The sequence below is a fragment of the Salinisphaera sp. T5B8 genome (assembly GCF_040361255.1).
Lineage (GTDB): Bacteria > Pseudomonadota > Gammaproteobacteria > Nevskiales > Salinisphaeraceae > Salinisphaera.
Map to the genome: position 1 here is coordinate 45,082 of NZ_APNG01000011.1, position 18,844 is coordinate 63,925.

The 18,844-nt window shown below is 63.0% G+C and carries 15 protein-coding genes, 1 tRNA gene and 1 pseudogene; 8 read left to right on the forward strand and 9 right to left on the reverse strand.

The annotated features are described in order from the left end of the window. Nucleotides 1-2: 2 nt before the first annotated feature. From nuoJ to T5B8_RS11190, 6 genes are all read left to right on the forward strand, one after another. Nucleotides 3-560 (forward strand): NADH-quinone oxidoreductase subunit J, encoded by a 558-nt coding sequence (gene nuoJ / locus T5B8_RS11165; RefSeq protein WP_353178756.1) that lies wholly within the window; start codon nucleotides 3-5, stop codon nucleotides 558-560. Then, nucleotides 557-865, forward strand: coding sequence for an NADH-quinone oxidoreductase subunit NuoK (nuoK, locus tag T5B8_RS11170; protein WP_353178757.1), 309 nt, complete (start codon nucleotides 557-559; stop codon nucleotides 863-865). Before nuoJ ends, nuoK begins: the two co-directional genes overlap by 4 nt. Next, on the forward strand, nucleotides 862-2,712 hold the full coding sequence (nuoL, locus tag T5B8_RS11175; protein ID WP_353178759.1) for an NADH-quinone oxidoreductase subunit L: 1,851 nt from the start codon (nucleotides 862-864) through the stop codon (nucleotides 2,710-2,712). Before nuoK ends, nuoL begins: the two co-directional genes overlap by 4 nt. Before the next feature lie 70 nt (nucleotides 2,713-2,782). Further along, nucleotides 2,783-4,312, forward strand: coding sequence for an NADH-quinone oxidoreductase subunit M (nuoM, locus tag T5B8_RS11180; protein ID WP_353178761.1), 1,530 nt, complete (start codon nucleotides 2,783-2,785; stop codon nucleotides 4,310-4,312). A gap of 12 nt (nucleotides 4,313-4,324) precedes the next feature. Then, complete coding sequence (nuoN, locus tag T5B8_RS11185) at nucleotides 4,325-5,776, forward strand: NADH-quinone oxidoreductase subunit NuoN (protein WP_353178763.1); 1,452 nt, start codon at nucleotides 4,325-4,327, stop codon at nucleotides 5,774-5,776. 75 nt (nucleotides 5,777-5,851) lie between these two features. After that, nucleotides 5,852-6,523 (forward strand): hypothetical protein, encoded by a 672-nt coding sequence (locus T5B8_RS11190; protein WP_353178930.1) that lies wholly within the window; start codon nucleotides 5,852-5,854, stop codon nucleotides 6,521-6,523. Nucleotides 6,524-6,544: 21 nt separating this feature from the next. On the opposite strand, the pseudogene T5B8_RS11195 reads toward T5B8_RS11190, so the two are convergent. From T5B8_RS11195 to T5B8_RS11205, 3 genes and pseudogenes are all read right to left on the reverse strand, one after another. Further along, nucleotides 6,545-7,012, reverse strand: a pseudogene (locus T5B8_RS11195) (biosynthetic peptidoglycan transglycosylase); the annotation flags it as partial. Nucleotides 7,013-7,055: 43 nt separating this feature from the next. Beyond that, the gene (locus T5B8_RS11200; protein ID WP_353178765.1) at nucleotides 7,056-8,468 is read right to left on the reverse strand and encodes an FAD-binding oxidoreductase; all 1,413 of its coding nucleotides are present in this window, start codon (nucleotides 8,466-8,468) and stop codon (nucleotides 7,056-7,058) included. After that, nucleotides 8,469-9,365 carry a TIGR01777 family oxidoreductase gene (locus T5B8_RS11205; RefSeq protein ID WP_353178766.1) on the reverse strand — a complete coding sequence of 299 codons (897 nt, stop codon included), beginning with the start codon at nucleotides 9,363-9,365 and terminating at the stop codon, nucleotides 8,469-8,471. Between the two features lie 172 nt (nucleotides 9,366-9,537). Here T5B8_RS11205 and T5B8_RS11210 point away from each other — a divergent pair. Together T5B8_RS11210 and T5B8_RS11215 are read left to right on the forward strand one after the other, a co-directional pair. Then, a tRNA-Gly gene (locus T5B8_RS11210) sits at nucleotides 9,538-9,613 on the forward strand. 313 nt (nucleotides 9,614-9,926) lie between these two features. Then, complete coding sequence (locus tag T5B8_RS11215) at nucleotides 9,927-11,483, forward strand: c-type cytochrome (protein WP_353178768.1); 1,557 nt, start codon at nucleotides 9,927-9,929, stop codon at nucleotides 11,481-11,483. 28 nt (nucleotides 11,484-11,511) lie between these two features. On the opposite strand, the gene T5B8_RS11220 is transcribed toward T5B8_RS11215, so the two are convergent. From T5B8_RS11220 to T5B8_RS11245, 6 genes are read right to left on the reverse strand one after another with little or no spacing between them, the layout of a single operon-like run. Further along, a complete protein-coding gene (locus T5B8_RS11220; RefSeq protein WP_353178770.1) occupies nucleotides 11,512-12,045 on the reverse strand; it encodes a hypothetical protein in 534 nt (177 codons plus the stop codon). 28 nt (nucleotides 12,046-12,073) lie between these two features. Further along, nucleotides 12,074-14,056 carry an acetyl/propionyl/methylcrotonyl-CoA carboxylase subunit alpha gene (locus tag T5B8_RS11225; RefSeq protein ID WP_353178772.1) on the reverse strand — a complete coding sequence of 661 codons (1,983 nt, stop codon included), beginning with the start codon at nucleotides 14,054-14,056 and terminating at the stop codon, nucleotides 12,074-12,076. Further along, entirely contained in the window at nucleotides 14,053-14,853 is an 801-nt protein-coding gene (locus tag T5B8_RS11230; protein WP_353178774.1) for an enoyl-CoA hydratase/isomerase family protein, read from the reverse strand. Before T5B8_RS11230 ends, T5B8_RS11225 begins: the two co-directional genes overlap by 4 nt. 15 nt (nucleotides 14,854-14,868) lie before the next feature. Then, nucleotides 14,869-16,026 (reverse strand): acyl-CoA dehydrogenase family protein, encoded by a 1,158-nt coding sequence (locus tag T5B8_RS11235; RefSeq protein ID WP_353178776.1) that lies wholly within the window; start codon nucleotides 16,024-16,026, stop codon nucleotides 14,869-14,871. Between the two features lie 20 nt (nucleotides 16,027-16,046). Then, nucleotides 16,047-17,663 carry an acyl-CoA carboxylase subunit beta gene (locus T5B8_RS11240; protein WP_353178778.1) on the reverse strand — a complete coding sequence of 539 codons (1,617 nt, stop codon included), beginning with the start codon at nucleotides 17,661-17,663 and terminating at the stop codon, nucleotides 16,047-16,049. 8 nt (nucleotides 17,664-17,671) lie between these two features. Continuing rightward, complete coding sequence (locus tag T5B8_RS11245; protein WP_353178780.1) at nucleotides 17,672-18,838, reverse strand: acyl-CoA dehydrogenase family protein; 1,167 nt, start codon at nucleotides 18,836-18,838, stop codon at nucleotides 17,672-17,674. Nucleotides 18,839-18,844 lie beyond the last annotated feature (6 nt).

Below are 18,844 nucleotides of genomic sequence, written 5' to 3' on the forward strand. Positions count from 1 at the left end.
TCATGGAAATCGCCTTCTATCTCGCCGCTATCGTCGCCGTTGCCGCCACCGCGCGGGTGATCAGCTGTGCCAATGCCGTGCATGCGCTGCTGTATCTGATCGTGTCGCTGCTGTCGGTGGCGATCGTGTTCTATACCCTGGGCGCGCCGTTTGCGGCCGCGCTCGAGGTGATCGTCTATGCCGGCGCGATCATGGTGCTGTTCGTATTCGTGATCATGATGCTCAATCTCAATCATGAAACCGTGGCGCGCGAGCGCAGCTGGCTGGCGCCGCGGGTCTGGATCGGGCCGGGCATACTCGGCATCGTGCTGCTCGGCGTACTGGCCGTGGCCCTGGCCAGCGGCGGCTCGATGGGCAACGTCGACAGCACGCCGCTGATGGCCTCGCGTATCGGCATGACGATGTTCGGCCCCTATGTGCTGATCGTGGAACTGGCCGCGTTCGTGCTGCTGGCAGCACTTGTGGTCGCTGCCCATCTGGGCCGCGACGATCGTGACGTGGCCGAAGAGAAACGCGTTGCCGCCGCTCGCGGGCGCCGTCATCCGGGAGGCGAACAATGAACGGGATTCCCATGGAGCACGGCCTGGTGCTCGCTGCCCTGCTGTTCACGCTCGGGCTGGTGGGTCTGGTGGTACGGCGCAATACGCTGTTCATCCTCATGTGCCTGGAAATCATGCTCAATTCCGCCGGCCTGGCCTTCATCGTCGCCGGCGCGTCCCATGGCGCGCCCGATGGGCAGGTGATGTTCATTCTGGTGATCACGCTGGCCGCTGCCGAGGCCAGCATCGGTCTGGGCCTGCTGCTGCAGCTGCATCGCCGTTTCAAGACCATCGACATCGACGCCGCCAGCGAGATGCACGGATGAATTTGCTAGCTCTGACCATCGTCTTTCCGCTTGCCGGCAGCCTGGCGCTGTCGTTCTTCCCGCGCATGCCCGATCGTGCCGCCGCCACCATTGGCGCCGGGTCCGTGGGCCTGTCGGCGCTGGTGTCGGCGCTGCTGATCTATACCTTCGTCAGCGGCGACGCCATGGCCTATAACCAGACACTCTGGACATGGGTGTCGGTCGGCGATTTCACCCCGGCGTTCGCGCTCTATTTCGATGGCCTGGCGGCGACCATGCTCGGTGTGATCACGGGGGTGGGTTTTCTTATCCACCTGTTCGCCGGCTGGTACATGACCCACGATCTCGACGGCGAACCGGGCATGGGGCGCTTTTTCGCCTACATGAACCTGTTCATCGTCGCCATGCTGCTGCTCGTACTCGGCGACAACCTGTTCCTGCTGTTTCTGGGCTGGGAAGGCGTCGGCCTGTGCAGCTATCTGCTGATCGGCTATTACTACACCGACGAGGCCAATGCCTGGGCGGCCTTCAAGGCATTTCTGATCACCCGTATCGGCGACGTGTTCCTCGCCATCGGCCTGTTCCTGCTGTTCACCACTTTCGGCACGCTCGATATTCAGACCCTGCTGCACCAGGCACCGCAGGCCTGGGCCGAGGGCGATACGATGGCCAGCGTCGCCGCGCTGCTGTTGCTTGGCGGCGCGGTGGGCAAATCCGCCCAGCTGCCGCTACAGACCTGGCTGCCCGACGCCATGGCTGGCCCCACGCCGGTGTCGGCGCTGATTCACGCCGCCACCATGGTCACTGCGGGCGTCTATCTGATCGCACGCATGCATGGCATCTTCGAACTCGCGCCGGTGGTGCTCGCCCTGGTGGGCGTGGTCGGCGCGGTCACGTTGCTGCTGGCCGGCTTCGCTGCCCTGTGCCAGACCGATATCAAGCGCGTGCTGGCCTATTCCACCATGAGTCAGATCGGCTACATGTTCCTCGCGCTCGGCGTGGGCGCCTGGGATGCGGCGATCTTTCATCTGATGATTCATGCCTTTTTCAAGGCACTGCTGTTCCTGGCCTCCGGCTCGGTGATCATCGCCTGTCACCACGAGCAGAACATCTTCAAGATGGGCGGGCTGCGCAAGAGCCTGCCGCTGGACTACGCCGTATTCATGATCGGCGGCGCGGCCCTGGCTGCCCTGCCGCTGGTCACCGCCGGTTTCTATTCCAAGGACGAGATCCTCTGGCTGTCGTTCGCCAACGGCCATTACGTGCTCTGGTTTGCCGGGCTGGCCGGCGCATTTCTGACCGCGCTGTATACCTTCCGTATGATCTTCATCGCCTTCCACGGCGAGGCCAGGATAAAGGCCCATGCGGGCAAGGGCATTGCCCATCACCTGCCGCTGATCGTGCTCGCGATTCTGTCGACCTTCATCGGCGCCTGGATTCATCCGCCGCTGGCCGGCGTACTGCCGGGCCACGAAGGCGGCGATCACGGCACCACCAAGCTGGTCGTGGAAGTGCTCTCGGCCGTGGTCGCGGTTGTCGGCCTCGGCATCGCCGCGGCGCTGTTTCTGGGCAGCCGCCAGACCGCCGAAAAGCTCGCCAGCAATCCGCTGGGCCGCAATCTCTGGCAGCTGTGGCACAACGCCTGGGGCTTCGACAGCCTGTACGATCTGGTATTCGTGCGCCCCTATCTGATGCTCACCCGGCTGCATCAGCGCGACTGGATCAACTCGACCATCAATATCGCGCCGCAGTTCGCGCTCATGCTCAACAGCGCACTGGTCACCACCCAGAGCGGGCGGCTGCGCTGGTATGCCCTGTCGTTGTTTGCCGGCGCGGTGGTGTTGCTGGCGGCTTTGCTGTTCGGGTGATGCGCATGCGTACCTATCTTGACGACATCGCCGCCGCGCGTTCATTCACAGGTCCCAAGGAACGCTTTCAATGATCCTGTGCTGGCTTTTATTCGTTCCCTTCATCGGCGGCCTGCTGTGCTGGCAGTTGGAAAGCCGCCATGCGCCTGCACAGGCGCCGCGCTGGATCGCGCTGCTGACGATGCTGATCGTGCTCGCGCTGGCGTTGTGGCTGTGGTTGACGGGCGACTACACGCTGGCCGGCGGCGCAGTGGGCGATGCGCCGAACTGGGCCCACCAGATCCGCCTGCCGTGGATCGATCGCTTCGGCATTTCCTTCCATCTGGCGCTCGACGGCCTGTCGCTGATCATGATCATGCTGACGGGCTTTCTCGGCGTGCTCGCCGTGGTCTGCTCCTGGCAGGAAATCACCAACCGGATCGGCTTTTTTCACCTGAACCTGCTCTGGATCATCGGCGGCGTGGTCGGCGTGTTTCTGGCCGTGGATCTTTTCCTGTTCTTCTTCTTCTGGGAAATGATGCTGGTGCCGATGTATTTCCTGATCGCGCTGTGGGGACACAGCGGTTCCAAGGGCAATACCCGTATTGGCGCGGCCATCAAGTTCTTCATCTATACCCAGGCCAGCGGTCTGTTGATGCTGGTCTCGATTCTGGGCCTTGTGTTCGCCCACTACAGCCAGACCGGCACCTTCACCTTCGATTACATGGTGCTGCGCGACACGCCGCTGACCGGGCCGATCGCTTACGTGCTGATGCTGGGCTTTTTCATCGCCTTTGCCGTCAAACTGCCGGTCGTGCCCCTGCATGGCTGGCTGCCGGATGCCCACGCACAGGCGCCCACCGCGGGCTCGGTGGACCTGGCCGGCATTCTGCTCAAGACCGCGGCCTACGGCATGCTGCGTTTCGCGATCCCGTTGTTTCCCGAAGCCTCGGCCCAGTTCGCGCCGGTGGCGATGGCGCTGGGCCTGATCGGTATCTACTACGGCGCGCTGATGGCCTTTGCCCAGACCGACGTCAAGCGTCTGATCGCCTGCTCGAGTATTTCGCATATGGGCTTCGTGCTCATCGGCATCTACTCCGGCACCCTGCTGGCGCTGCAGGGCGTGATCGTGCAGATGGTCGCGCACGCCTTCTCGGCGGCCGGGCTGTTCATTATTTCGGGCCAGATCTACGAGCGTATCCATACCCGTGACATGCGCCAGATGGGCGGTCTGTTCGGACGCATGGGCGCGCTGCCGGGCTTCGCACTGGTGTTCGTCATGGCGTCGCTGGGCATGCCCGGCACCGGCAACTTCATCGGCGAATTCCTCATTCTGTTCGGTGCCTTCAACACCGTGCCGTGGGTCGTGGTTGCGGCCAGCGGCGGCCTGGTGATGGCCGCCATCTATTCGCTGGTGCTCATGCACCGTGTCTACTGGGGTGCACCCAAGTCGCAGGCTTCGCTCGGCGGGCTCGACGTGCGTGAATACAGCATGATGCTGCTATTGCTCGTGCTCACGCTCTGGCTGGGCCTGTTCCCGAATACCGTGCTCGATATCTCGCATACGGCGATGACCGAAGTCACCGACTGGTTCGCCGTTGCTCCCTTGCCGTCCCGTTAAGCGAAAGGCGTCATGACCGACTTTTCCACTCAGATGCTCGCCCTCGCGCCGTTGCTGATTCTGTGCGCGACCGTCGTCGGCGTGATGTTGTCGATCGCCATCGGTCGTCATCATTTCACCGCGGCGACGATGACCGTCATCGGCCTGAATGCCGCACTGCTGTCGCTGCTGGGCGTGCTTCAGGTGACGCCGATCCAGGTCACGCCGCTGTTCGTCATCGACGACTACTTTCTGTTGTTCAGCGCTATCGTGCTGGTGGCGTCGCTGGCCTGTACGACCCTGGCCCATGCGTATCTGGAAACGCTGCCGGACCGGCGCGAAGAGTTCTATATCCTGCTGCTGTGTTCGGCCGGCGGCGCCCTCGCGCTGATCGCCAGCCGGCATTTCGCGTCGCTGTTCATTGGCCTGGAGCTGTTGTCGGTACCGCTCTACGGCATGGTCGCCTATGCCTATCGCGACCGTATTTCGCTTGAAGCCGGCCTGAAGTACATGGTGCTCTCGGGCGCGGCCTCGGCATTTCTGCTGTTCGGCATGGCCCTGCTCTATGCGGCTTCGGGTTCGCTGGAATACGCCGGCCTGGCCGACACCCTGGCCGGAAATAGTGGCTCGCCGTGGCTACTGGCCGGCGTAGGCATGATGGTGGTGGCCCTGGCCTTCAAGCTGTCGCTGGTGCCCTTTCATATCTGGACGCCGGACGTCTACGAAGGCGCCCCCGGGCCGGTTTCGGCGTTTCTGGCCACGGTCAGCAAGGTCGCCGTATTCGCCCTGCTGCTGCGCTTTTTCACCCTGGCGCCGCCGGCCGCCAACGGCTGGTTGCTGACGCTCATGGGCGTGATCGCCATGGCCTCGATGCTCATCGGCAACCTGCTCGCCCTGCGCCAGCGCAACGTCAAACGCCTGCTGGGTTATTCCTCGATCGCGCATCTGGGCTATCTGCTGACCGCGATCGTGGCCGGCGGGGCCTTCAGCACCGAAACCGTGGGTATCTATCTGGCGACTTATGTGGCCACCACGCTGGGTGCCTTCGGCGTGGTCACCCTCGTATCCAGCCCCTACTCGGGCACGGATGCGGGCGCGCTGCACCACTATCGCGGATTGTTCTGGCGCCGGCCGTATCTGGCCACCGTGTTCACCATCATGATGCTGTCGCTGGCCGGCATTCCGATGACCGCCGGTTTTCTCGGCAAGTTCTATGTGATCGCCATCGCCGTGCAGTCCGGCCTGTGGTGGCTGGTCGGCGGTATCGTGCTCGGCAGCGCCATCGGCCTGTACTACTACCTGCGCATGATGGTGATCCTGTTCCTGGACGAGCCCGGCGAAAGCCGCCGCGACGCGGTCTCCGGCTGGGGCCAGCAATCCGGCGGCATCATGGTGCTGCTGATCGCCGCAGCCGTAATCTTCTTCGGCATCTACCCGCAGCCGCTGATCGCACTGGTGAACGCAACGGGCATGGCCGGCGGCTAGAAGGCGGAGACTTGATACTGCGATCAGTTTTCACTGTACGCTCGTGGTTAGAACACCAGTATCGAGACCACTGGGATGCTATACGAGACCATTGTTAGCTTCATTTTAATTACACTTTTCGGAGGACTACTCGCAGATAGATGGCAGCGTAGAAGCTGGCTAATCAAAAAACGATATGAGCAGCTCGAATATCGCTGTGGCGATCTGGAACAACTGGCCCAAGAAATTGCCTCACTGCTTACGGCTCGCATTTACCATACGAAAAGAATTATTAAGCAGCTGCAGAGCGGCAACCAGCTTCTTGATGCGGAAAAATATAGTGCATCTATCACCGATTGGAATGAAAACCTGGTTTCATTCTACGTGCGACTCAATATTCTCACTTGTTACCCAGATACCATCGAGCTGGAAAAGAAATTTCAGATGCGGCTCCGTTCTGTCTCAGAAGAAATTTCGACTTACCTTTCGGCTCACTCTGTTCACAGCGAAAAAAGCTTAGCCCAATTAGCGCAGGAAACGCATTCTGTGCAAATCGATGCTCAACACTTTATAGCCAAGCTATTGAGTCAAGCAGAAGAGGATCGAAAGGCGATCGGAAAAGGCGCAAAATTAAAATTTGAGCCGTCGAAGTTTCGTTATTTCACCACTTTTGAGCTTTTCAAAGCTCTGTTCGTACGCGACATAAACAGACATACCATATGCAGATCGCCGGTCGATCCTACCTTTCCATTCGACGTCAGGCGATAGCGGTCGAGGGTAAACCAACATTGACACTAGAACCGCCGCCTCATCCAGCGAAAGTTCACAAGCTGCTTTGTTGAAATGCCGTTTAGAGGCTTGCTCTGCTCCAAAAAGACGAGAACCGAAAAACGCTATGCGAAGATAGCTGCGCAATATTTGCACTTTCAGATAGCGCCTGTTTATTAGGGTCGCCAAGAACATCTCGTAAAGTTTTCGCCGTATCGTACGAGTTCTATATCCAGTAATCGTTCTGACCAGCTGCATGTCAATGGTGCTTGCTCCGCCGTGCCGGCGCCTAAGCAAAGCTTTTAAAAGCTCCCTCAATAGCGATTTAACGTCGACACCAGGGTGATGGAAGAAGCGACGGTCTTCCAGAATCAAGCACATCAATTCAACTGAGGAAAGCGTACGTTCATTACGCCAACGAAGATGTTGGACTACGAGGTCTATCTCGTGGAGATCCGTATTTATGCGAACTAGGCAATCTCTCAGCATTTTCGTACAGCATGACTCATTGGTCGGTATAGGTGCGAGTTATTCATTCGCCGATAATAACCCCAGGGTTAAGTTGATTATTGGGATCAAATGCTGTCTTAATCGCCCGCATCATGTCGCGCTCGACATCGGACTTGTAGCGATCCAGGGCCGCGACCTTGAGCCGGCCGATGCCGTGCTCGGCGGCGATCGAGCCGCCCATCTCGGCGACGATATCGTGCACCACGGTATGCGCGGTTTCGGCCTGGGCCAGAAACGCCGCGCCGTCGGCGTCCACCGGCTGCGACAGGTTGAAATGCAGATTGCCGTCGCCGACATGCCCGAACGGACAGGGCCGTACGCCCGGCAACGCCTCGCGCACCGCCGCGAGTGCCCGATCGAGAAAGGCAGGCAGCTTCGATACCGGCAAGGAAATATCGTGCTTGATCGACGCGCCTTCGGCGACCTGGGCCGGTGGCAGGGATTCGCGCAGATGCCATAGCCGCCGGCTGGTATCCGTATCGTGGGCGACGATTACATCCACCAGTTCATGCGCCTGACGGGCGTTTTCCACCACCGCCGACAGGGCCTCCAGCAGCCAGTGCCCTTCTGCCGAACTGGCCAGCTCCACCAGTAGATACCAATCGTGATCGACATCGAACGGCTCCTCGCAGCCGTCGATATGGGTACAGGCCAGTTCCACGGCCTGACGCGACATCAGCTCGCAGCCGGTCAGGTTGTGCCCCGAGGCCGCGGTCAGCCGGCGTTGCAATTTCACGGCCTGGGCCGGTGATCGCAGCGCGAACAAGGCGCTGGCCTGTTGCACCACTGGTTCGTAAAGCTTGAAGACGGCAGCCGTGATGATCCCCAGCGCGCCTTCACTGCCAATGAACAGGTCGTCGAGATCGAAACCGCTGTTGTCCTTGCGCAGACCGGTGAGGTTGTTCCAGATGCGCCCATCGGCAAGCACCACTTCCAGGCCCAGCGCCAGATCGCGCGTGTTGCCATAGCGCACCACGTTCAGCCCGCCTGCGTTGGTCGCCAGGTTGCCGCCGATCCGACAACGATCGCGCGAGGCCAGCGTGAGCGCGAAGTACAGCCCGGCATCGTCTGCCGCCTGTTGCACGTCCGCGAGAATACAGCCGGCCTCGACGGTGATCGTGGCGTTATCGACATCCACTTCGCGTACGCGATTCATGCGTTCGAGATTGACGATCACATGGCGTCGGGGATCACTGGCCGCGGCGCCGCCCACAAGCCCCGTGTTTCCGGACTGCGCGATGACCGCACAATCGGCCCCGGCACAGGCTTGTACGACCGCTGCGACCTGATCGGTATCGGCCGGACGCACGACCGCGAGCGCCTGCGGTTGGAACGCGCCCCGCCATTCCACCAGATAGGGGGCCGCAGCCTCGCCTTGTAGTACGTCCTCGGTGCCGACGATTGCACCAAGTTCGGCGATCAACCCATCGCTCATTCAGCGTGCTCCGACCAGATCCTGCAATGCCGGCTGCAGCCGGCGGAATTCGAAGTTGAACCCGGCCTTTTCCAGGGCGCTGGGAATGGCGCGTTGACCGGTGAGCAGCAGATGCGCCATTTCGCCCACCATCAGCTTGAGTGCCGGCCCGGGCACCCAGGCGAACTTGGGCCGATGCAGCACGCGCGCGAGCGTGGCCGTGAATTCGCGGTTGGTGACCGGCTCGGGCGCGGTGAGATTGAACGCGCCGCTGGCATTTTCCTGATCGATGAGAAAACGGATCGCGCGCACTTCGTCGCGAATATGAATCCAGGGCATGTACTGCGCGCCGGTACCGAAATGCCCGCCCAGGCCGAACCTGAACGGCGTGATCATCTGTGCGAGCGCGCCATCGTCGGCGCCGAGCACGATACCGGTACGGATACGACACACCCGGATGCCGGCGGCTTCGGCACGCCGTGCTGCCTGTTCCCAGGCCACACAGAGCTCCGACTGGAATTCGTCGCCCGGCGGCTGGCTTTCATCCAGTACGTCCGCCCCCCGCGCGCCGTAATAGCCCACGGCCGAACCGCTGATCAGCACCCGGGGCAAGACGTCCCAGGCGCCGATCGTTTCGGTGAGTTCGCGTGTAATGCGCAAGCGGCTTTCGCGCATCTCGCGCTTGCGGGCTTCGGTCCACCGGCCATCGGCCAGATTCTCGCCGGCGAGGTTGATCACCGCATCGGCCGGCTCGGCGGCTTTGATATTCGCGACCGGCACCACCCCGGCCGGCAACACCCGGGCGGCAGCGTCGGTATCACGGGTGATGACCTGAACGGCCCAACCATCCGCCAGAAACGATTCACAAAGATGCCGGCCGATAAAACCGGTGCCGCCGGTCACCAACGCCTTTTTCATCACAGGCTCCGCGGGTAAAAAATCAATATCCGATGCGAACTTGCAGACTAGATCGCCGCCAGCCCGTAGCCGAATGTTACTAATACAATACGCTGATCGAGCATGCTGCGTTGCATCGTTTTGCCCGTGCTATTGCAAAAACACGAAAGATCGCGTTAGCTATGCGGGCGTGGCGGCGGTAGCTCAGTTGGTAGAGCGCGACCCTCCCACGGTCGAGGTCGCGAGTTCGAATCTCGTCCGCCGCTCCATCGCATCGCCCGGCGCAGCCCCAACGAGGCGAACCCCAGCCCACGCGTTTAAGTGCCCCCTAAGTGCCACAGGCAGTACGGGCGCGGCACCAGGTGCTCGTACGATCTGCGCTGCGCGCATCATCGGGCAATCCCTGGCATTCAGCGCAAATCGCGAGACGCCCCGCGCGGCGGCTTTCAGCGATTGCGTCTGGGACTGGGTTCGAGACGATTCCCGGCACCTGCACGACAACAATAACTTTTTGGTCTATCTTAATTCCTACGTGGAATACAGCGTCGGCCCGGCCGCGCTGGCTGAGTGGGGGCGTTCGCCATGGCGATAATCAAACGTACATTCTGGGCACTCGCCCTGTTGATGCCAGCGGCTGCGCTTGCGCAGAGCCCGGCAGCCGATATCGCACAACAAGGCGTGGGGAATACGGTCCCGCCCTGTAGCAGCTGTCACGGGCCTGATGGCCAGGGCAACGCCGCCGCCGGCTTTCCGCGGCTTGCCGGCCTGGGCTCGGTCTATCTCCAGGATCAGCTCGACGCCTATGCCGATGGTCGCCGGGAAAACGCCATCATGCAGCCGATCGCGAGTGCCCTGTCCGCCGCGCAGCGTCGCGCCATGGCCAACTATTACAGCGCGCTTGCGTTCAAGCCCAGCGAAACCAACGCCCCGCAACAACCGATATCCGCTGCCGCTGTCGAACTGGCAGAACACGGTCGCTGGGATGACGCGATTCCCGCCTGTGTGCAATGCCACGGGCCCGGCGGTATGGGCATCGGCGATCGCTTTCCGGCACTCGCTGGCCAGTCCGCGAACTATATCGCCAGCCAGCTGCGCGCCTGGCGCGCGCACAAACGCCCGGCCGGGCCAATGGACCTGATGGCCACGATCGCCAATCGGCTCGACGCGGCCGATATCATGCCGGTAGCCGAGTACTTCGCGGCCCAGCCAAGCACCACCGCGCCGGCCACGAACAAAGCCGACGACAAGGCGAACGACTCTTCGACCGGCCCGGCAAAACCGGCTGGTACGCCGAATGCCTCCGGCGTTCAGGCGTCGACTTTCGTACCGCCGGCCCGCGGCACGATTCCCGACAACGAATTCGGGGCCATGGTACGCAAGGGCCGCGCAATCTTTACCGATACCCAGCAGCATGCGGCACGCTTTGTCGGCAACGACCTGCAATGTGCCAACTGCCATCTCGATGAAGGCCGGCTCGCCGATTCCTCGCCACTGTGGGCCGCCTGGGCGATGTATCCCGCCTACCGTGGCAAGAACAAGCATGTGAATGATTTCCCCGAGCGCATCCAGGGCTGTTTTCGTTACAGCATGAACGGCACACCGCCGCCGCGCGGCGACGAGGTGTTGCTGGCGCTGGAAACCTATGCCTACTGGCTCGCCAGCGGCGCGCCCGTGGGCAAGGCGCTGTCCGGTCGCGGCTACCCCGAACTCGACGCGCCCAGGCAATCGCCGAGCTTCGAACGCGGCGCGCAGGTCTACACCGAGCGCTGTGCGTTATGTCATGGCAGCGATGGCCAGGGCCAGCGCGCGGCCGACGGGCGTATCGCATTTCCGCCGCTATGGGGACCGCGTTCCTATAACTGGGGCGCGGGCATGCATCGCGTGAACACGGCCGCGGCCTTCATCAAGGCCAATATGCCGCTGGGCGCGACCACGCTGTCCGAGCAACAGGCCTGGGATGTGGCCCAGTTCATCGACAGCCACGAACGCCCGCAGGATCCGCGTTTCACCGGCTCGGTCGCCGATACCGCCAAGCAGTATCACGGCAAGTACTCGATGTATGGCCAAACCGTCAACGGCGAGGTACTGGGCCAGAACGCCCCGCCGTCAGGCACCGCGCCCGCCGCGAAGACGCGGTAAAATCCGGGCGACGGGCGCACGCACGCGTTTACGGGCGCTGGTAGAGCAGCGCGGCCTGATCGAGCGCGGCCACGATCTGACGGGCCAACGCATCGGCCTGCTGCGATACCGCAGCACGCGCGCCGGCCGGGCTTTCGATTGCCAGCTGTACGGCCACAAGCTGGTCCGCATTGTCCACGACACGCACGTTGTAAGCCGGGCGGGCCTGGCCGATGACCCGACGCGACACGCTGTCCATATCCGCCAGTTCGATCACGATACTGGCCTGCGCACCACTCGCTCGACTGGCCGCATGCCGGCTGGCGCCGTCCTGTTCACGCGTGGGCGGTGCGGCATCGAGCATGGGCGTACAAGCGTGGCCGGCCGCCAACAGCCGCTTGCACAGCGCCTGCTCGAAGGCGGCTTCGATAGCCAGATCGGTAAAGGCCGCATAGGCGATGAAGCCGTCATAGCGCGTGTCGCCATAGCCCGGATCGACAAAGCGATAGGCCGGCGTGCTTGCGCAGCCGGCCAGCATCAGACACACGAGCGTCAGGGCAATACGGCGGCAAAAATCGAACAACACGGCTTTCCGACAGGCGAATGACGCCTCAAAGATTAGCCGGCGCGATCACCGCCAACAACTGGCGCGCGGCGACCTGATCGCCCGCTCTGCAGCCCAGGTTTTCGATCTCGCCGTCGATGTCGGCGGCGATGGAAAACTCCATCTTCATGGCTTCGAGCACCAGCAGCGTGTCGCCCGCCTGCACCTGATCGCCCACGGCCACATCGACACGCTGGATCTTGCCATCCATACGCGCCAGCACGCGGCCATCGCCTGCCCCATCGGCAGACTCGGGTGGCAGCCGCAGGACATCGGTATAGAGTGCCGTGCGCCCCTGGGCACACAGCCACACATCCGCGCCGTGGCACAGCACATCCGCGCGCGCGGCCACGCCGTTCAACACATAATCGAAACGCGTGCCGTCGAAGGCCCCGATACGCAGATCGATCCACGTATCGTCGACGCGCACCTGATAGTCCCCGCCGTCATGGCGCAGCCGCAAGTCGTTGCGGTGATCGCCCTGTATCAACACCAGCGGCGTTTCATTGGTGCCCGCGCTGCGCCAACCCGCCAATGCGTCTGCCAGGCCGCCGCTCGCCGCGAGACGCCCTGCATCCTGGGCATGACAGGCCACCGCCGCGAGCGCGAGATGTTCACGCCCGGGGGCATCGCCGGCCAGGGCCGGCTGCATATGCGTGCCGACGAAACCGATATCGAAATCCCCCGACACGAACGCCGGCTCGGCGAGTATGCGTGCGAGAAAATCGCGGTTGCTGACCGGGCCGAACAACAATGTCTCGTCGACCGCGGCAGCCAGCCGGCGGCGCGCGATATCGCGGGTTTCGCCCCAGGCGATGATCTTGGCCGCCATGGAATCGTAATGCGGGGTCACCATCTGGCCTTCACGCAGGCCATGGTCGACGCGAATACCCGCCCCCTGCGGCACCCGCCAGGCCCGTACGAGGCCGGTCTGGGGCATGAAATCCTGGGCGACGTCTTCCAGGCACAGCCGTACTTCGATCGCATGGCCGTCGAAACGCACATCGTCCTGGGCGAGCGTAAGCGGCTCGCCGGCGGCGATACGCAGCTGCCAGGCGACCAGATCGAGTCCGGTCACCAGTTCGGTCACCGGGTGCTCGACCTGTAGCCGCGTATTCATTTCCATGAAATAGAACGCGCCGCTGGCATCGAGCAGAAATTCCACCGTGCCGGCGCCACGATAACCGATCGCAGCCGCAGCATCGACCGCAGCCTCGCCCATGCGTGCCCGTAATTCGGCGTCGACAGCCGGCGACGGCGCTTCTTCGACGACTTTCTGGTGGCGACGCTGGACCGAACAATCGCGCTCGCCCAGGTGAATCACATGGCCGTGCATGTCGGCCAGCACCTGAATCTCCACATGGCGTGCGCCGAGCACGGCTTTTTCCAGAATCAGTTCGTCCGAACCGAAGGCACTGGCCGCTTCCGAACGCGCGCCGCGTATCGCCTCGGCCAGATCGGCTTTGCGCTCGACCAGTCGCATGCCGCGCCCGCCGCCGCCCGCCGACGCCTTGACCATCAAGGGAAAGCCGATCCGTTCGCCCTCGGCAATCAGCGTGTCGTCGTCCTGGGCCTGCCCCTCGTAACCGGGCACGCAGGGCACGCCGGCTTCGATCATGCGCTGCTTGGCCGCGCGCTTGCGCCCCATCAGATCGATGGCCTCCGGCGTCGGCCCGATAAATATCAACCCGGCCGCTTCGACCGCACGGGCGAAATCCGCGTTTTCGGCCAGAAACCCGTAGCCGGGATGAATCGCCTGGGCGCCGCTGGCCTTTGCGGCGGCGATCAGTTTGTCCACCGCCAGATAGGATTCAGCCGCCGGCGCGGGGCCGATCGCCACCGCCATGTCGGCTTGCTGCACATGCAGCGCCTGGGCATCGGCGCTCGAATATACCGCCACGCTGCGACACCCCACCGCGCGTGCGCCACGGGCGATACGGACGGCGATCTCGCCGCGGTTGGCAATCAGGACACTGTCGAAACCAGTCATGTGCGGGCCCATCGGGGTGTGCGTTTTTCGCGAAATGCCTGCGTACCTTCGGCGCCTTCGTCGCTGAGCAGACAATCGGCAAACAGCGCAGCGGCCTGATCGGCGAGCCGGTCCATATGGCGGCCATCGAGCATAGCCAGCAGTTGTTTGGAGGCGGCATTCGCACCCGGCGCACAGGCCTTGATATCGGCCAGTACGCCCTCGAGCGCGCGATCGGCCGCGGCGAGATCGTCGACGACGGTATGGGCCACGCCGAGTCGATAGGCCTCGGCGCCATCGAAGCGCAGCCCGCAGACGGCAACCCGCCGGGTCGCGGTCATCCCGATACGCGCGACCACGAACGGCATGATCTGGGCTGCGGGCAGGCCGAGCCGGGTTTCGGGCATGCCCATCGTCGCATCGCGGGTCACGATGGTGATGTCGGCAACACACAACAGGCCGAAGCCGCCGCCGAGAGCCGCGCCCTGGGCTACGACCACCACCGCCTGTGGTGCACGATCGATCATCGTCAGCACCTCGCCGAAACGGCGGTTGAAGGCAACGACGGCCGCGCGCCGGTCTGCGCCCGTCACATCGCCGATGGATTTCAGGTCCGCGCCGGCACAGAAATGGCGGCCGGCCCCGCGCAGCACGATCGCGCGTACGCTGCGATCGTCGACGACTGCTTCGAAGACGGCGGCCAGCTCTTCCACCGTCTGGCTATCGAGCGCATTGGACACGCCGGCACGATCGAATACGACCTGCAATACACCGTCGCGCAGTGCCAGGGTCAGCTGTGTTGTCTCGGGTAACGACATGGCAAGGACCGGGGCTTAACGCGAGCGCAGTTCGAGGCGCTTGGCGATGATCGAAAGCATCACCTCGTCGGCGCCGCCGCCGATCGAATGCAGGCGCAGGTCGCGATAGAACTGGGCGGTGGTGGATTCGGCCATATAGCCCTGCCCGCCCCAGAACTGCAGACAGGTATCGGTGAGCTGGCGGGCCAGCCGGCTGGTCTTGAGCTTGGCCATGGAGGCGTTGAGGGTCACGTCGCGACCATCGACCAGGTCGGCCGTGGCCTGATACGTCAACGCACGGGCGGCTTCGAGTTCGGTGGCGAGTTCGGCGAGCGTGAACTGGACATACTGGTTGTCGATCACGCCCCGGCCGAAGGCCTTGCGCTCGCGGGTGTAGTCCACGGTATCGTCGAACACCCGTTGCATGGCCTCGAGAATGCTGGCCGCCAGAAACAGGCGTTCTTCCTGGAACTGCTGCATCTGGTAGCTGAAACCCTGGCCTTCTTCGCCGATGAGATTGCGCGCCGGCACGCGGACATTGTCGAAGAAAATGATGGCCGTATCCGAACTGCGCTGGCCGAGCTTGTCGAGTTTCGTCTCGCGGTTTACGCCAGGCGCGTCGAGCGGCACGACGATCAGCGACTTGTTGCGATGCTTCGCCTTGTCATCGTTCGGGCCGCCGGTCACGCACAACAGGCAGATCCAGTCGCCCTGGGTGCCGTTGGTGATCCACATCTTCTGGCCATTGATGACGTAGTCGTCGCCATCGCGCTTGGCCGTGGTGGTAATACCCGCCACATCCGAGCCTGCGCCGGGTTCGGATACGCCGATACAGGCGACCTGATCCCCGGCGATCGCGGGGGCGAGGAATTCGCGTTTCAATGCCTCGCTGCCATAGCGGGCCAGTGCCGGCGTGGCCATATCGGTCTGTACGCCCACGGCCATGGGAATACCGCCACAGGTCATGCGCCCCAGACTTTGTGCAAAGGCAAGCTGGTATGAATAATCCAGCCCGAGTCCACCGTATTCCTCGGGCTTGGTGATGCCGAGCAGGCCCAGATCGCCCAGGCCCTTGAACAGCTCGTGGGCCGGGAACAGGCCCGCCTGCTCCCATTCGCGTACGTGTGGATTGACCTGTTCCTCGATATAGCGCTCGGTGGTGCACCGTATTTCATCGTGTTCGTGGGTGAACATGGCAATTCTCCTCGCGCGCCCTAGAAGCGGGCGACGCCGAAATCGTTGGGCCGTACGTCGCGTCGGCGCGCTTCGCGGCATACGGACAGCGTGAGCGCGAGCACGCGGCGGGTATCGCGCGGGTCGATCAGTCCGTCGTCGAACAGGCGCGCGCTGCCGTAGAAGGCATGGCCCTGCTCCTCGAACTTGGCCGTGATCTGTGCGTACATCTTGTCGAGCAGGCCGTCGGGCGGGGTTTCGCCGCGGCCTTGGTACTTGGCTTCGGTGACGATCTGCATCACGCCGGCCGCCTGTTCGCCGCCCATGACCGCGGTACGCGAATTGGGCCAGGCGAAGATGAAGTCCGGCGAAAAGCCGCGCCCGCACATGCCGTAGTTGCCGGCACCAAACGAGCCGCCGATCACGAAGGTGATCTTGGGCACATGGGCGTTGGCCACGGCCTGGATCATCTTCGAGCCGTGCTTGACCATGCCCGCCTGTTCGGCGTCCTTGCCCACCATATAGCCGGTGATGTTCTGCAGAAACACCAGCGGAATATCGGCCTGGCAGCACAGCTGGATGAACTGGGCGGCCTTGTTCGCGCCCTTGGTGGTAATCGGCCCGTTATTGGCCAGCACGCCGACCGGACGCCCTTCGACCGCGGCATGCCCGCATACCAGCTGGGCATCGAAATCGGCCTTGAATTCATCGAAGTCGGAATCGTCGACCAGCCGGGCGATGACTTCGCGACAGTCGTAGGGCTTTTTGTGATCGGCCGAGACGATGCCGCACAACTCGTCGATGTCGTAGCGCGGCGGCGCAAACCCCGGTAGCTCGGCCTTCGGCGCGCGCGCGTTCCAGTCCAGCCGGGCCATGACCTCGCGCGCCCGACGGATGCCGTCGGCATCGTCGGCGGCCAGATATTCGCAGGTACCGGCGGTGCCTGCATGCATGTCCGCGCCACCCAGCGCTTCGTCCTCCGCGATCTCGCCGGTGGCAGCCTTGAGCAGCGGCGGGCCGGCCAGAAAAACCTTGGCCCGCCCTCGCACCATGATCACGTAGTCGGACAGCCCCGGCATGTACGCGCCACCAGCGGTCGAGGAACCATGCACGACCGTGATCTGGGGCAGGCCCAGCGCCGACAGCCGCGCCTGATTGGCAAAGGTGCGCCCGCCTTCGATGAACATTTCGTCCTGATAGAGCAGATTGGCGCCGCCGGACTCGATCAGCGACACGATCGGCAATTTCTGGATTCGCGCGATTTCCTGTATGCGCAGGGTTTTCTGTACACCCCAGGGGGTCATGGTGCCGCCCTTGATCGCGCTGTTGGAGGCATTGACCATGCAGCGCACGCCCGACACATAACCGATACCGCAGATACTGTTGCCGCCGGCCAGCGAACCATCGGTATCGTCGTGACAGCCATAGCCGCACAGCGTGGACAGCTCCAGAAACGGCGAACCGCGATCGAGCAGCAGATTCACCCGATCGCGCGGCAGCAGCTGTTCGCGCTTGCGATAGCGCTCGGCCTTGCTCTGTTCGGTCGCATGGACCTTCGCTTCGATTTCGCGCAGTGCGTCGACCGCGGCGAGCATGCCTTCGCGATTGCGCTGAAAGCTGTCGGCGTTGCGATCGACACGGGTGGAGAGAACCGCCATATCCGAATCTAACCCCGCTGGCCGGGCAGAATGCCCATCGTCTTGCAGATGATGCCGAGCATGACTTCGTCCGCGCCGCCCCCGATCGAGGCCAGGCGAGTATCGCGAAATGCCCGCGAAACCTCGGCTTCCCACATATAGCCCTGACCGCCCCAGTACTGCAGACAGGCATCGGTGACTTCGCGCACCAGGCGCCCGGTCTTGAGCTTGGCCATGGAGGCCAGTTGCAGCACACCGCTATCGTCGGGGTTGACGACATAGCGTTCGCAACACCGATAGGTCAGTGAACGCAGGGCTTCGATCTCGGTCTGCAGTTCGGCCAGGCGAAAATGCACGACCTGGTTATGCAGAATCGGCACGCCAAAGGTCTGGCGGTCCGAGGTGTATTCGATCGTGGCGTTGACCACGTTTTCCAGGCCCTTGAGCGCGGAGGCCGCAGCGAATATGCGCTCTTCCTGGAACTGCTGCATCTGCATGGTGAAGCCCATCCCTTCGGCACCGATACGGTTGCGCTGCGGCACGCGCACGTCGTCGAAAAACAGCTGGGCGGTATCCGACGACCACATGCCGAGCTTGTGCAGCTTGCGGGCACGCTCGACGCCGGGGCTATCCAGCGGCACCACGATCAACGACTTATTCCGGTGCGGCCCGTCATCCGAGGTGTTGGCCAGCAGGCAGATCCAGTCGGCCTTCATGCCATTCGTGATCCACATCTTGGAGCCGTTGATGACGTAGTCGTCGCCATCCTTTCGTGCCGTAGTCTTCAGCTGGGCGACATCGGAGCCGGCCTGCGGTTCGGATACACCGATGGCGGCCACCTGCTCGCCGGCGATGGCCGGGGCCAGAAACTCACCGCGTAGTTCGTCGCCGCCATAGCGCGCCAGCGCTGGCGTGGCCATATCGGTCTGTACGCCGATGGCCATGGGCACGCCGCCGCATTTGATCCGGCCCCATTCCTCGGCGGCGACCATGGCATAGGAATAATCCAGCCCCTGACCGCCGTAGGCCTCGGGCTTGTGGATACCAAGCAGGCCCAGATCGCCCATCTTCTTGAACAGTTCGTGCGAGGGAAACTGCTGGGCCTGCTCCCACTCGGCGACATGCGGGTTGATCTCGCGATCGATAAACCGGGCAATGGTGTCGCGCAGGGCGTCGTGTTCGGGGGTGAATTGCATAACAGG

Bases quoted from the DNA above. Each gene is read 5' to 3' on its own strand.
- nuoJ (WP_353178756.1), top strand. From the start codon at position 3: ATGGAAATCGCCTTCTATCTCGCCGCTATCGTCGCCGTTGCCGCCACC.
- nuoK (WP_353178757.1), top strand. From the start codon at position 557: ATGAACGGGATTCCCATGGAGCACGGCCTGGTGCTCGCTGCCCTGCTG.
- nuoL (WP_353178759.1), top strand. From the start codon at position 862: ATGAATTTGCTAGCTCTGACCATCGTCTTTCCGCTTGCCGGCAGCCTG.
- nuoM (WP_353178761.1), top strand. From the start codon at position 2,783: ATGATCCTGTGCTGGCTTTTATTCGTTCCCTTCATCGGCGGCCTGCTG.
- nuoN (WP_353178763.1), top strand. From the start codon at position 4,325: ATGACCGACTTTTCCACTCAGATGCTCGCCCTCGCGCCGTTGCTGATT.
- T5B8_RS11190 (WP_353178930.1), top strand. From the start codon at position 5,852: ATGCTATACGAGACCATTGTTAGCTTCATTTTAATTACACTTTTCGGA.
- T5B8_RS11200 (WP_353178765.1), bottom strand. From the start codon at position 8,468: ATGAGCGATGGGTTGATCGCCGAACTTGGTGCAATCGTCGGCACCGAG.
- T5B8_RS11205 (WP_353178766.1), bottom strand. From the start codon at position 9,365: ATGAAAAAGGCGTTGGTGACCGGCGGCACCGGTTTTATCGGCCGGCAT.
- T5B8_RS11215 (WP_353178768.1), top strand. From the start codon at position 9,927: ATGGCGATAATCAAACGTACATTCTGGGCACTCGCCCTGTTGATGCCA.
- T5B8_RS11225 (WP_353178772.1), bottom strand. From the start codon at position 14,056: ATGACTGGTTTCGACAGTGTCCTGATTGCCAACCGCGGCGAGATCGCC.
- T5B8_RS11230 (WP_353178774.1), bottom strand. From the start codon at position 14,853: ATGTCGTTACCCGAGACAACACAGCTGACCCTGGCACTGCGCGACGGT.
- T5B8_RS11235 (WP_353178776.1), bottom strand. From the start codon at position 16,026: ATGTTCACCCACGAACACGATGAAATACGGTGCACCACCGAGCGCTAT.
- T5B8_RS11240 (WP_353178778.1), bottom strand. From the start codon at position 17,663: ATGGCGGTTCTCTCCACCCGTGTCGATCGCAACGCCGACAGCTTTCAG.
- T5B8_RS11245 (WP_353178780.1), bottom strand. From the start codon at position 18,838: ATGCAATTCACCCCCGAACACGACGCCCTGCGCGACACCATTGCCCGG.